This is a genomic window from Lentibacillus salinarum, assembly GCF_042679865.1.
Classification (GTDB): domain Bacteria; phylum Bacillota; class Bacilli; order Bacillales; family Amphibacillaceae; genus Lentibacillus; species Lentibacillus salinarum.
On the sequence record NZ_JBHTNH010000028.1, the window covers coordinates 148,764 to 161,771 of the forward strand.

Genomic DNA, 13,008 nt, shown 5'->3' on the forward strand with positions numbered 1-13,008 from the left:
TTTAGCACCTGGAGGAGGGATAAATCTCTTATGAAGTCATCTATATTCAAAACGGTGATTGCCCTAGTCATTGCTGCGACAGCTGGCGGCGGTTTTTTTGTTTTCGCACAACCACCGGAAGGGAAAACTGTCTACATTGCCGGACAGGACATAACGAAAGGGCATACGATTGATACAAGTATGATTCGCAAGATGACCGTTCATTCCGAAGCAAATGTCCCGGCTATTGATATTGAAAGCATGATTGGAAAGAAAGCAGCGAATAATATCCAAGAGGGAGAATGGATTACACCTGCGGTTGTTACGGCGGAAACCGATAGCGATAAGAGCCATTACACGTTAACATTACCTGCGGTTCAAGCAGGCGGTCCTTTACTTGAAGCTGGTACAGAAGTGAATATTTGGGAAAATGCGGGAGACACAGAACAATCTCGTAAGATACTCTCGAATGTGCTGGTATCACAAGTTGTAAGTAATGAAAATTCATCAGATGGTAATGTAACAGTGGTATTGGCATTAGATGAAGCGGATATTTCGGTTGTCTCGACAGCACAACAACGTTCAGGCGTCTTCTTTACAACAGGAAATGTAACAAGGAGTGCTTCACGATGATGATAGCCGTTTGGTCAGCTAAAGGAGGCGTAGGCGTTAGTACATTAACACTGGGACTCGCCAAAGCTATGGAGGAAGATAACCTTATTCTCATGGATTTCAACATGTTCAGTCCCACGCTTGCCGCACTGATGGGACTAGAAGATACACAGTACGGCCTTGACCGTGTTTTACTGCATTCGGATGCTGACACTATTGAAAAAGCACTGCACGAAAATTGGGTACAGCACGAAGGATTTTCTTTATTACCTGGTGTGCAATATCCACCAAAAAATATGCAACATAGTGAATTATTAATGCGAACTATAAAAGAAGCAACCAAAGAACAGATGGTGATTGTAGATGCCGGTTTTGGTGTTGTACACCCTTTACAAAAGGAATTGTTGTTACGGGCAGATGTGATTTTAGTTGTTGTAACACCATATCTCATGACATACCACAATTTATGGCAGATGTGGCAAAATGACTTTTTTATTCCATATGAACAAACGAAGAAAGCAGGACTCATTGTTAATCAATTTCATGGATCTGTAACAGCAAAAGATATTGCAACACTGACGGATTTGTGGCTTGCCGGTGATTTACCGGTTATAAAGAAAATGACAGATGCCTTGAATCAGGGGAATTTGGATGAAGCTTTTCCAAAAGTATTTTTGAGGAAATTGAAAGAGATTGGAGAACGTTCTATCCATCGTATGGAACAAACGAATACGATGGTAAAGCAACAGTTGATTGAACCATTCACAAAAACGATGGACATGTTTGAATCAAAAGCATTTTCTTATGAACAGCATGAGAAACCGACAGAATGGGTAATGCCGGAGTCATGGGAAAAAGAATCGCCGGAACCAAATCAAGAAGAATGGTATTACTCAACACCGGATAGAAGGGAGGAATGGAGATTTGAATCATGATTTAGACCGGATTGCTGACAAAGTAAAAACACGAATGGCGGAAACCGGGGATGATATGCAGAATCAGCTGTTTCGGCTGGCTCGTGCAGGCGATCAGACATCAGCCGAAGGTGTACGTCACCGTATTTGGAACGTTGTCCGAGATGAACGCATTATGGCCAGTGGTTTATCCCCTGACGTATTGGTACAGGAAATTTTTAAGCGTAATTGGGGACTTGGCCCGATACAGGGTGTTTACGATGAACCCAGTGTCAATGAAGTATGGGTAAACGGACCGGGTGAAAACAATGTGTGGGTTGAACGGAAAGGACAACGCATGAAAGTGGATGTATCCTTTCCGGATGATGATGCTATTCGTGAAGTACAACAACGGGTGCTTTCGGTGGAAAACCAGGAACTTAATCAAACAAATCCTATTGTGGAATCCAAAATGTTGGATGGTACACGGGTTACGCTTACCTGCCCGCCGGAAACATCACAGCGAACCATCACACTACGGAAACATAACACCATTGATATGACCGAGGATGAATATATCCGGCAGGGTACACTGGATAGGGAAAGCTCGGAATTATTAAAGAAATTAGTCCGGGGACGGAGCAATACGCTTTTGATTGGTGCAACCAGTTCCGGTAAAACGAGCATGTTAAAGTGGTTGACACAATTTATCCGGCCAAACCTCAGAGTGGGTGTATTAGAAGGCACATATGAGCTGGCGTTGGATCAATTTTTAGCTGATCGTAACGTCATTTGTTTTGAGGAACAGCCAAGACTTGGCCGGACATTGATTAAACAGTTTCACACGATGCTTAGGGAGTCACCTGATGTGATTGTATTAGGGGAAGCACGTGGTGAGGAAGCCGACCAGATGATTAAAACGTTCCGCCGTGGTCATCCGGGCTCATTTGGAACGATTCACTCCAATTCACCGGAAGCTGCAATTCAAGACTTAGCCGATATGATTATGGAAGACGGGCGTAATTGGGATCAGAAGTCTCTTTATTTACGGGTAGCCCGTTCCATCGACACAATCGTCCAACTTCATTTGGAACCGGAAACAGGGATTCGTCGCCTGTGGCGTGTGGCAGAAGTCTATTGCCCGGAACTGGCGGAGGATGTGCAGTTTAACGATTTAATTCGTTTTGACGCATTCAAAGAGTCATGGGATGTGACACCAAACAATGCCTCTCAAGCACTCCATGAGAAATTGGAACTTCAAGGCGTAAACCTCAAACGAGAGGGGGTTTTCGCATGACATGGGCGTACATGGTAATCTCTGTTGTGATAGCATGTTGTTTCTATGTAGCAATCCGTGTCTTTTTTGATGAGATTGTTGCACGAAGAAATATCATGCAGCGAGTTGCTGGTAAGGCGGAAAAGCAGGAAAAAGAGCCGCACTGGTTCCACTGGATCGCAACAATACGGGATGCGTCCGGAATTAATATGCCCTTTTCAAGATGGTTGTTGTTGAGTCTAATTGGTTTGATTGTTGGTTTTATACTTGGTGCTATTCTCTTAAAAAATATTATCGTGGGTATTTTGCTTGGAGTGACACTTGCTGCTATTCCAACATGGCTCTTAAATTACTATGCGGTACAGTATCGGGAAAAGGTTGCTTCAGGGTTAATACCAGCATTTGAAACATTTTACTCAGAATACACGATTACACGGAATGTACCAAAGGCAATGGATGTTGTGGCAAGACAAGCCCCCGAACCAGCTAAAGATGAATTCAGCCGGATGTCCAATGAAATTTATGCAGGTAATTCCGTCAATCAGGTGCTCGATGGTTTTTCCCGTCGAATGAATAATCGTTGGGTGAGACTTTTTACCGCATTGTTGACCATGAAAGAGAATAGAGGCTCACAAATCGAACAGCCACTTTTGAATATGATTGCGGAACAAAAGAAACGGCAGATGGAAGCCAAAAAAGACCGGTCTGAATTGGCGCAGGTAAGGCTGGTTCATTTAATATTGATGATTGGCTCAATTGTACTATTCTTGGTGAACCTTGTCATACGCCCTGATAGTTATACATTCTTTACGACAACAACCGGTGGACGTTGGGCACTTGTGTTTATTGTTGGCTCTCTTTTGATAAGTCTTGCCATTTTCATGTTGATGAATCGAAAGGAGCTGGATTAAATGATCTATGGTGCTGCTGGCGTGATTGCCGGGTCTATCGGTTACATCGTATGGCAATTGTTAAACATACTGGATTATATTCCGCATAACACAAAGGAAAAGGAACTGGAAGGGACTGAACGCATTATCCCTTATCCTTTTGGCTTGACACCCGGTAAGGCGGAAATCATACAAAAGATTGGCTTTTATACCGGCATTGTTGTCGGTATTTTGCTTTATTTTACAAGTGGTTTGCAGCCGGCATTTATTGTGTTTACCATTTGTTTTTTTGTGGGCATTGCCTTTAAACGCGTCATTGAATCAAAAGAAAAACGTGTCAAAAAGGAAATGGTACAGGAACTACCGGTGTTTTTAGATACATTTTTGTCCCTGTATCAATCAGGAGCCAAAATGGAAGTGGCAATTGAGGATGCTTTGGTGGTAACAAAACAGTTGCCTTATGCGTTCCGTCCAGTCCTTTTTAAGTGGCAGGATCGTGGTGGGCCGGAGGAAGCCCTAAAATTATTAGGAGACTTGGAAATTGCGGAATTAAAGACATGTTCAACCATGTTCATACAGGTTGTCAGAGGCGGAGAACGGTCACTCGAGTTTTTGAAAGAATGGAAAAAGCAACTGGCGGAAATGGAGCATTTGAATAAAGAGGCAGGATCGGCGACTAAGCCGATTTTTTATACTGCCCTTTTGTTTCTTCCATTTGCCTCAGCTATTGTGACATGGTTCTATCCATTCTTTATTAAAGCCTTAAATATGTTTGATGGATTCTCAGGGGTGTTGTTATGAAAAAGCAAAAAGGTTATTCCACGGTGGAGTATTTAGTCGGCGCTGGTGTGGTTGCGGGTATTGCACTCGGTGCTTTTATTTACACACTACTACCGGCAGCAGATTCAGTTGAAGAACAACAGCCCGATACGTATTACAGTGATTATTATCTGACTGATGAAGGTTAAAACTATTTCATTTGAAAGGGGGAATGCGGGGGAAGGAATGAGTTCCGTTCAATTATATAAGGGGTGAAATGGTTGGTGCTTGAAGTAAACAGACCACAAATTTTGAAAGGGGGTGTTCACATGAGAAAATTTTTGAGAGACGAATCCGGATTATCGACATTGGAATACATTATCGGCGCTGGTGTGATGGCTGCACTTGCAATCGGTGTGTTCACCGGCTTACAGGGACAAATCACCGGTGCAGGTGATGATGTAGGCGGCGCTATTGATGAAGCTGGACAACAGTCTTCTAATGCTGTCGATAAAGTAGGCAACTAAAGATGTAAAAAAACTCCAAAGGTGTGCCCCACTTTTTTATTGTGAAAAGGGGGCTGTTTTTTGGAAAAAATAAGAAGTTGTTCGTAAAAGGGCTGCATTATTAATAGACCAACAAAGGAGGAAATTAACGTGAAGAAATTTTTGAAAGATGAAAGTGGTCTGAGTACATTGGAATACATCATCGGTGCCGGCGTAATGGCTGCACTGGCTATTGGTGTATTCTCATCACTACAAGGACAGATTAGTGGTACAGGTGAAGATGTGGGTGGTGCTATTGATAAAGCGGGACAACAATCCTCTAATGCTGTCGATGAGGTAGGCAACTAAAAATGAATAACCTCCAAAACATCCCTCTGCCTTTTGGCAGGGGGATATTGTTTTGGGAAGGGGTGATTAAAATGGATTTTAATATATTTCAGGATGAAATGGGTTTTTCGACGATTGAATATATTGTCGGTGCAGGTGTCATCGCTGCCGTTGCGTTAGCTGTATTCTTGAGTTTACAGGATAGTTTTAGTGGAACAGCCAATCACATTAAAGATGCCATTACAATAATGGGGGGAGGGTAAACGTAGTATCAATGGTTAAAGACGAAAAAGGCTTTAGCACCATCGAGTTTTTAATTGGAGCCATTTTAATGACGTTTATCATCTTTTTCCCGATTGTCACACAGATGCAAATGCACTCCATCCAATCATTAGAGCAGGAATTGAACCGGACTTTACAAATGGCAGCAGTACAAGGTGAGGTAACACCGGAGATAAAGCAAATTACCGAGCAAAACCTGGCTGAAACAGGTATGGAGAATGTTTCTTTTACACCGGATACGACAACCGATCCAGTGGAAAGAGGTGGAACGGTTCATGTTGGAATTGTTGCTGAACGTCCGGAAGAGTCGATGTTCTCAGGTGTGATGGCGTTGATCGGAGGGGATGATATTGAATCCGATACGTTTATGGTTGAAGGATCAATTATGTCCGAACATCTCCCGTAATAATGGGTTTGCAACAATATGGTATATGATTGCTATTGTTCTCATTATCTCACTGGCTTCTTTTGTGTTATCAGAAGGTTATGCCAATGTTCAGCAAAACAAGATTAAAACAGCGATGAATCGTGCTGTGAAAGCAGCAACGATGCAATATGATACAAAAGAGTTATCTGAGAATGCGAAAATTGTTATCCCGAAAGACAAAGCAAAACAGGAATTTAAAACATACCTGACAGATAATTTGAAGCTGAATAATGCACTAAACCCGACAGAGGACAGTGTTTTTGAAAATGGGTTTCAAATTGTTGATTTCAGCATCATTGATGAAGAGTCACTCCCCTATACGGTTGAACGATCTGATGTTCAATTCCGTCATACGTTTCAAAATCCCGGTGTGTTGGCGGTTGTTCAAACAACCGTAACAGATATTTGGGGGACGGATGAAACCACTTATTATGTACCGGCAGTTGCCGAAGTTGACTTATCAATCACGGAAGGGGAGGGATCATGACTTTAGTTTTCTTTGCCTTATTAACTGTAATGGTTCTCATTACGACTTATACGGATTTGAAGTATCGAAAGATTTATAACAAGTTCTTATTGCCCTGTATCATTCTATCGTTATTACTGCACACCATTAATGGGACGCTGGTTGATTCGTTTATTGCGATGGCCTTTGCGTTCGCTTTCTTTTTTCTAGCATATATATTTGGCATGACAAGTCCTGGAGATGTGAAGCTATTTGCAGTTGCCGGTTCTATTGTTGCCAATTTCACGATTGTTGCTGCGGCGATAGTTGCATATATGTTAATTCAATTTGGCATGGCGATATATGCCATGGTTAAAGCATGTCGAAGGAAAAAAATGTCGCTGCTGGCAGTGTTGAAACAGGACGCAATCGGGTTCACAACCAAGACCGGTTCAGTCATTCAGCCCATTCATTTTCCGGGGGCAGTGCTGATAGGTGCTAGTGTCTGGAGTGTACAGTTAATAGCATTATTCTAATGGGGGGAAACAACATGGCACAGTTTAATGACGATTTAGGTTTAACGAAGCATGAAGATAACCTTGAAAGGGTGCTGGATGGTATATATGTCACAGCTGAAATGGGATTGGAAAAGTTAGCAGGCGATTTAAATAACGAACAAATCAGAAGGCTTCATGATATGTCTTATGATCTCGCACTGGCATGTGAAAAAGTGCTAGCAGAAAGGAGTGACCAAAACTGAAACGTCCAACAAAAGGTATTGTATTTATCGTATGTGGTGTAATACTGGCGGTGGTTGTCGGTCTGGTTGCCAATAATATGGTATCAAAGGCAATGAAAGACACGACGGTAATTGTAGCCAAACATGATATCGAACCATTTACACAAATTAAAACGGAAGATTTGAAGAAAGTGACAAGACCGGCTTCCGGTTTACCAAACCAAGTGGCAACATCAATGAAGACGGTTGCCGGAAACTTCACAACGACCACAATTGTTAAGGGGAATGCGGTACAAAAGGAACATCTAGCATTACCGGGTAATGGTGATTTAAGTTCAGTCTTGACTAATTTCGATGATCCTAGCGTAAGAGGTTTTGCACTACCATCGGAAAATCCCATGATTAAAAACATGCAACCCGGTAACCAGATAGATTTATATGTACAGTCCAAAGATGGCAACGAACCATCTTATTTACTTGCGGACAATGTGCTGGTACTGGGGATTGCGAAAGATGATGATAATCCGGTGGGATTGATATTGGCTTTGAGTCAAGAACAGGTCAAGAAAATCGTACCAGTCATGAATGATATTCAAATAGCACTTGTTCCTTATAATGCACAAGGCGCAACAGCAGATAAAGATGATAAGGGCGATGAACAAGAAGAAAGCGAAACAGAAGGAGGAGATAAGTAGTGATGGCAGCAGCGACCAAAACAAAGAAAGTGATGGTAATTGAAACCAATGAGCAGGATGCACAGCAAGGAGCGCGTGCCCTTTCACAGGTTGAAGGGGCTGAGATAGCCCTCTTAACGCCATCTATCTCTCTGGCATTGGATAAAATTGGGCAGGAGCCGCCATTTCTTGTGGCCATTGACGAGAAAGTACAAGGCTGGCAAAGCTTTTGTCAGCAATTAGCGCAACAATCACCACAGACGAAAATCGTTGTGACAACGAACCAGCAAAACAGCGGGCTGGAACAGGAAGCGAAAAGTGTCGGGGCAGTTGCTATCCTGATTAAGCCACTCCATCAGGTGCAGGATGAATTGCCGAATCTTTTTCAAGAACCGGCACAACCGGAACAAAACAATGATGTGTCCTGGCAACCACAGGAATTTTCCGTGTCGTCGGTATTCCAGGCACAGCAAAAATCGGAAGACAGTCCTTTTGGTGGACAACAGCCACAGCAGCCACAGAATAAGTTTAATACAGGTGGTGGCGCAGGACTATTCGGTGGACAGTCTATGCAGGGGCAACAGGGGCAAATGCAGGGTCAGCCCCAAAGCATGAATCCGATGATGAACGGGCAGCCAATGGATAGACCAATGGGCATGCCACAACAACCAATGGGAATGCAACAAAGCGGTGGTGGCATGCAGATGTTCGGGCAGGCTCCTCCTCGTCCGAAGATGATTGTTACCGTGTACTCCCCTAAAGGTGGGGTTGGCAAGACGACTATGAGCTTGAATATTGCGGTAGCATTAAGGCAATTGTCCATGAAGTATTTAGGTTCACAGAATGCTTTTAATGTGGGCTTGGTTGACTTTGACGTGGACTTTGGTGACGTTGCAGCCAGTTTGCAATTAGTCCCACGTGGCAGTGTTGTTGATTGGCCAAAAGATGAAAACTTTAATCCTGACTATGTAAAAAACCTGTTTACGTTCCATCAACCATCAGGCGTGATGATACTAGCAGGGCCGGAACGTCCGGAAATGGAATTTTTACTGAACGAGGAACAAGCAAAACACGTTATTTCCGGTACTCATCAAATGTTTGACATTGTTGTCGTAGATATGGGATATTCCATTCGCAAATCGTCGCTTATGGCCATGTCTATGTCAACACATCCACTGTTTGTCACAACACCGGATACACCGGCGGTACGGGATATGACACGAGCAAAGAAATCTTTGAATGAACACAATATTAATTTGACGCAATCACAACTAATTATTAATCGGATGCCGAAAAAAGGACGTCCGCCTTTAAACCCGCAGGAGGTTAAACGATACATTGGTATGGATATTGCTGGAGAGGTGCAGGATGACCCTGCTGTATTGGATGCACTATCAGAAGGTACACCATTGACACTAAAAGGTAAATCACCAGCAGCAATGGAAATTGAGAAAATAGCCCGAAATCTTATTCAGGATTACCTTCCAAAGGATACTGAAAAGAAACCTTCCTTATTAGAACGGTTATTTGGAGGTAAATTAGGATGAGTCAGGATTTAGAAAATGCCCGAAAGATAATACTGGCGGAAATGGAAAGACAAACCAAAAATGCTGAAAAGAAACCAAATCGGGAAGAGTTACAGGTCCAAATTCTTGATGCTATTCACCGCCAGGGATTAAGACTTGATTTTCAGGTACGTGATCAATTCATTGAAGAACTGATTGAAGATGTGATGGGTTACGGGCCAATCGAAACATTTATTCAAAATCCGGAAGTAACTGAAATTTGGATATATGGTTATGACAAAATCGTTATTGAACAAAACGGGGAACGGAAGAAAACAAACGCAGTATTTCGTGACGATGACCACCTGAGAAATACACTGGAAAAAATCCTCGCCCCTGTCGGTAAGCGATTGGATGAATCAGAACCAAGAGTGGATGCCCGTTTGCCGGACGGGAGTCGGTTAAATGCGGTTATTCCGCCGATTGCTGTAGATGGAACTCAAGTCACGATACGAAAGTTTAAAAAGAGCTTAACATTGGATGATCTTATTCAGAGTGGCACGCTTACGGAAGAATCAGCAGACTTTTTGTCTAAAGCTGTTTCCGGGCGTGCTAATTTAATGGTTTCCGGTGGTACATCAAGTGGCAAAACCACGCTTTTGAATTGTTTGTCTGAATACTGGGGTGAGATGGACTCCGTTGTTGTGATTGAAGACCCGGCAGAATTGAACCTGAAAGGGAAATGGGTGCGACGGATGGAAGCAAGAGGCCCGAATCTGCAAGGGGAAGGTGAGGTATCCATCCGGCATTTAGTTAAAAACAGTTTGCGTCAGGCCCCCGACCGGATCATAGTCGGAGAAATTCGTGATGGAACTGCAGTGGATATGCTGCAAGCGATGATGACCGGACATTCCGGCTCCATGAGTACCGTTCACGCAGATAATGTGGAAAGTATGTGTAATAACCGGTTGCCTGATTTGGTATCGGAAGGTAATACTACATTAGAGCCGGAAGTCATCCTTAAACGGGTTGCTGATGCTTTGGATATCGGTGTCCATGCCGAGCAAATAAACGGTGACCGGCGTGTCGTTCAAATTGCTGAGATATTGAATATGGAAAACGGAAAAGTACAAACAAGAAACTTATTTGAATGGCAAAATGGACAGTTGGAAAAAGTGGCCGAACCTTCAAAGGCGTTACAGGACAAATTGGAACACTTCGGTGTTGTTCTTAACGAAACAGTCCCCCGTTCGGAACCTGAACTTGATAAAACAGCAGAAGCCATAACATGGACGTGGGAAGGAGGGGGTGATGCAGTATGATCTTCGTCTTAACAACCGTTTCTGTATTATTACTGATTGCAGGCATTTATACATTAGCAACAAACCGTAGAAAGCGACTGAATCAAGTTATATTCGGTGAACAGGCAACATCTGACAAGAAAAATATTCCCATATCCTTTAAAGGGCTTCCTCGCTACCTAATATTTACCGGTAGCTTTTTTGTTGCCGGCTGGTTTTTGGTTGGCGGCATATTTTGGGGAGCTGTATTTGCAGTAGTCGGTTTATTTATGCCACTTTTTACACGCGGTGGGCGAAAGAAAAAGCAAATACGACGAATGGAAAAACAACTGGAAGATGTGCTGTACCAAGGTATTAACGTTTTACGAGGCGGCGGTGGGTTGTATCAGTTTATGGAATACCTTGCGGAGAAAACACCTGAACCGTTACATGATGTCTTTGATACGGCTTTTGTTTCGATACAGGATTTGGGTACACCACCTATTGATGCACTAAAAAAGGCAGCAGAGGATAATCCGGATCTGCCTGATCTTGGTATGATGGCATCAGCTTTGGAGGAAGCACAAAAGAATGGTGCTGACTTGGCTGAGGTTGTGGAGATGTTTGCATCTGATGTGCGAAACCGACGAGCGTTGCAACAGGAAATCGAGTCCAAAACAACACAAGGAGTATTAACAGCTAATCTATTGCTTGGAATAGGAATCGGTGTCCCAGCCCTTTTACAAGTGTATGGTTCGATATCTGAAAATCCTACATTGGCCAGTGGTTCGAGTTTGATTATACAAATTTTTACAGCAGTATGTTACATGATGATGCTCGCCGGTTACTTGATAATTCGGCGTATGACGCAAGTTTAACAGTAAAAGGAGGTTTTGCATGTGATTGGTGTACTGGCAGGGGTTTCGGTATTACTGCTGTTTGGCGGAATTTATCAAGTGCTTACATTCCGGCGCAGGAAATTGGATAATGTGATACTGCATGAAGAAACATTTCGTGACCGTTCTTATAAACCGGTAGAACAAACAAGCCGATTATTTAAGCAATTGGCAGAAAAAATGCGGGGATTTGTTCCCCTTGTATTAAATGATTCACGGAAAAAGAAGCTGGAACAAAAACTGGATCAGGCAGGGGTAAAACGGACGCCCGAAGAAATGGTAAGCGAGCAATTGGCAGGCGCACTCATTGGTATTCTATTCGGAAGTGTTGGCTTTTTGGCCGGCGGAATGGGTATTTTAATACTGCTTTTCTTTGGATTTGCCGGATGGGTGCGCCCACAAGTGGCACTCAATAAAAAATGGAAAGAACGCAGAGAAGACATTAACGATCAGTTACTTTCGTTCGTTGATGTCTTTTCTTTAATGCTGGAAACAGGTGCTTCGATTTATTCCGGCATGGAAAAGGCAGCACTGGCTGTTAGTGGTCCATTGGGTGAAGAAATGAATGTGATGCTCCGGCAGAGTAAGACAAGAGGTATGACAGATGCACTCCATCAGATGTCTTTAAGAGTGGATCAGCCGGATCTAAACGGATTGGTGACAATACTTCATCAGGCAAACAAATATGGCGCAGGAATGGATGTTGTTTACTCTTTGCGTCAATTCTCATTTGCAGTAAGAAACAATCGACATAATCAGATTGATCAGAAGGTGCAAAAAATGAGCACCAAAATTTTGTTTCCAATGTTTTTCTTCATTCTCATGCCAATGATGGCTATTCTGTTTGCACCTGTACTTATGTCGTTTGGGCAGAGTGGTTTGGTATGAAGGGCATTAAAAAGATCACTGTCCGAAATGATGGCCACTCCTGTGAAGTATTGATTGCTGAGACGGTGTTGCAGCGCCTTCGAGGGCTGTTGTTCCGTCCTAACTGGAAAGGGGGGATGTTACTACCAACTAAGAGCGTCCATACCTTTTTTATGAAACAAAACATTGATGTGTTCTATTTAGATCGTCAAGGGAGAGTGGTACATGCCGTATTGGATATGAAACCGTGGCGTGCAACAAAAGTTGTCCGTAAAGCGCAAATGGTGTTGGAAGTACCGAGTGGAAAACTTGGTGACATGATGACAGGTCATTATATCGAATTAGACCAAACAACAAAAGGAGGAATGCTTTGTGTATAAGGTAATGTCTTATGTATTAGCATTTTTGATAGCTGTAAAAGATAATTTTTCGTTACAAAATATTCACCTGAAAGCCCGTGATAACCGAGCACAGACTTGGATGGAATATGGAATGATTATCGGCGGTATCATTCTCATTATCGTATTAGTGATTGGACTATTTGGCGACCAGCTAATGCAATTGTTTAATAGTATTACCGACGCTATCGGTATTAAAGAGCCCAGCGGTAGTAGCGGTGGCGGATGGTAAAAGGAAGGCGGCTCATTTGAG

At 42.9% G+C, this 13,008-nt stretch carries 20 protein-coding genes; all 20 read left to right on the forward strand.

What is annotated here, in order from left to right:
- The first annotated feature begins 30 nt into the window (after positions 1–30).
- The 20 genes from ACFQ4A_RS13535 (at position 31) to ACFQ4A_RS13630 (ending at position 12,987) form a co-directional block, all read left to right on the forward strand.
- Complete coding sequence (locus ACFQ4A_RS13535; protein ID WP_382401507.1) at positions 31–612, forward strand: SAF domain-containing protein; 582 nt, start codon at positions 31–33, stop codon at positions 610–612.
- Positions 609–1,526 carry an AAA family ATPase gene (locus ACFQ4A_RS13540; RefSeq protein WP_382401509.1) on the forward strand — a complete coding sequence of 306 codons (918 nt, stop codon included), beginning with the start codon at positions 609–611 and terminating at the stop codon, positions 1,524–1,526. Before ACFQ4A_RS13535 ends, ACFQ4A_RS13540 begins: the two co-directional genes overlap by 4 nt.
- Complete coding sequence (locus ACFQ4A_RS13545) at positions 1,516–2,781, forward strand: CpaF family protein (protein WP_382401511.1); 1,266 nt, start codon at positions 1,516–1,518, stop codon at positions 2,779–2,781. The genes ACFQ4A_RS13540 and ACFQ4A_RS13545 overlap by 11 nt, the downstream gene beginning before the upstream one ends.
- Positions 2,778–3,671, forward strand: a complete 894-nt coding sequence (locus tag ACFQ4A_RS13550; RefSeq protein WP_382401513.1) for a type II secretion system F family protein — start codon at positions 2,778–2,780, stop codon at positions 3,669–3,671. Before ACFQ4A_RS13545 ends, ACFQ4A_RS13550 begins: the two co-directional genes overlap by 4 nt.
- Positions 3,672–4,451, forward strand: a complete 780-nt coding sequence (locus tag ACFQ4A_RS13555; protein WP_382401515.1) for a hypothetical protein — start codon at positions 3,672–3,674, stop codon at positions 4,449–4,451. It abuts the gene before it with no gap.
- Positions 4,448–4,618, forward strand: a complete 171-nt coding sequence (locus ACFQ4A_RS13560; protein WP_382401517.1) for a hypothetical protein — start codon at positions 4,448–4,450, stop codon at positions 4,616–4,618. The genes ACFQ4A_RS13555 and ACFQ4A_RS13560 overlap by 4 nt, the downstream gene beginning before the upstream one ends.
- Before the next feature lie 120 nt (positions 4,619–4,738).
- Positions 4,739–4,936, forward strand: a complete 198-nt coding sequence (locus ACFQ4A_RS13565; RefSeq protein WP_382401519.1) for a Flp family type IVb pilin — start codon at positions 4,739–4,741, stop codon at positions 4,934–4,936.
- Positions 4,937–5,065: 129 nt separating this feature from the next.
- The gene (locus ACFQ4A_RS13570) at positions 5,066–5,263 is read left to right on the forward strand and encodes a Flp family type IVb pilin (protein ID WP_382401521.1); all 198 of its coding nucleotides are present in this window, start codon (positions 5,066–5,068) and stop codon (positions 5,261–5,263) included.
- Positions 5,264–5,334: 71 nt separating this feature from the next.
- Positions 5,335–5,505: a hypothetical protein gene (locus tag ACFQ4A_RS13575; RefSeq protein WP_382401523.1), complete on the forward strand. Its 171-nt coding sequence runs from the start codon at positions 5,335–5,337 to the stop codon at positions 5,503–5,505.
- Positions 5,506–5,516: 11 nt separating this feature from the next.
- On the forward strand, positions 5,517–5,930 hold the full coding sequence (locus ACFQ4A_RS13580) for a hypothetical protein (RefSeq protein WP_382401525.1): 414 nt from the start codon (positions 5,517–5,519) through the stop codon (positions 5,928–5,930).
- On the forward strand, positions 5,875–6,438 hold the full coding sequence (locus ACFQ4A_RS13585; RefSeq protein ID WP_382401527.1) for a hypothetical protein: 564 nt from the start codon (positions 5,875–5,877) through the stop codon (positions 6,436–6,438). The genes ACFQ4A_RS13580 and ACFQ4A_RS13585 overlap by 56 nt, the downstream gene beginning before the upstream one ends.
- A complete protein-coding gene (locus ACFQ4A_RS13590; RefSeq protein WP_382401529.1) occupies positions 6,435–6,932 on the forward strand; it encodes a prepilin peptidase in 498 nt (165 codons plus the stop codon). The genes ACFQ4A_RS13585 and ACFQ4A_RS13590 overlap by 4 nt, the downstream gene beginning before the upstream one ends.
- Before the next feature lie 14 nt (positions 6,933–6,946).
- Complete coding sequence (locus ACFQ4A_RS13595) at positions 6,947–7,156, forward strand: hypothetical protein (RefSeq protein ID WP_382401531.1); 210 nt, start codon at positions 6,947–6,949, stop codon at positions 7,154–7,156.
- A 50-nt stretch (positions 7,157–7,206) separates the two neighbouring features.
- A complete protein-coding gene (locus tag ACFQ4A_RS13600) occupies positions 7,207–7,830 on the forward strand; it encodes an SAF domain-containing protein (protein ID WP_382401533.1) in 624 nt (207 codons plus the stop codon).
- Between the two features lie 2 nt (positions 7,831–7,832).
- Positions 7,833–9,356 (forward strand): nucleotide-binding protein, encoded by a 1,524-nt coding sequence (locus tag ACFQ4A_RS13605; RefSeq protein WP_382401907.1) that lies wholly within the window; start codon positions 7,833–7,835, stop codon positions 9,354–9,356.
- A complete protein-coding gene (locus tag ACFQ4A_RS13610; protein ID WP_382401535.1) occupies positions 9,353–10,636 on the forward strand; it encodes a CpaF family protein in 1,284 nt (427 codons plus the stop codon). The genes ACFQ4A_RS13605 and ACFQ4A_RS13610 overlap by 4 nt, the downstream gene beginning before the upstream one ends.
- The gene (locus ACFQ4A_RS13615) at positions 10,633–11,472 is read left to right on the forward strand and encodes a type II secretion system F family protein (protein WP_382401537.1); all 840 of its coding nucleotides are present in this window, start codon (positions 10,633–10,635) and stop codon (positions 11,470–11,472) included. The genes ACFQ4A_RS13610 and ACFQ4A_RS13615 overlap by 4 nt, the downstream gene beginning before the upstream one ends.
- Positions 11,473–11,493: 21 nt before the next feature.
- Entirely contained in the window at positions 11,494–12,378 is an 885-nt protein-coding gene (locus ACFQ4A_RS13620) for a type II secretion system F family protein (protein WP_382401539.1), read from the forward strand.
- Positions 12,375–12,737, forward strand: a complete 363-nt coding sequence (locus ACFQ4A_RS13625) for a DUF192 domain-containing protein (protein WP_382401541.1) — start codon at positions 12,375–12,377, stop codon at positions 12,735–12,737. Before ACFQ4A_RS13620 ends, ACFQ4A_RS13625 begins: the two co-directional genes overlap by 4 nt.
- Positions 12,730–12,987: a hypothetical protein gene (locus ACFQ4A_RS13630; protein ID WP_382401543.1), complete on the forward strand. Its 258-nt coding sequence runs from the start codon at positions 12,730–12,732 to the stop codon at positions 12,985–12,987. The genes ACFQ4A_RS13625 and ACFQ4A_RS13630 overlap by 8 nt, the downstream gene beginning before the upstream one ends.
- Positions 12,988–13,008: the final 21 nt, after the last annotated feature.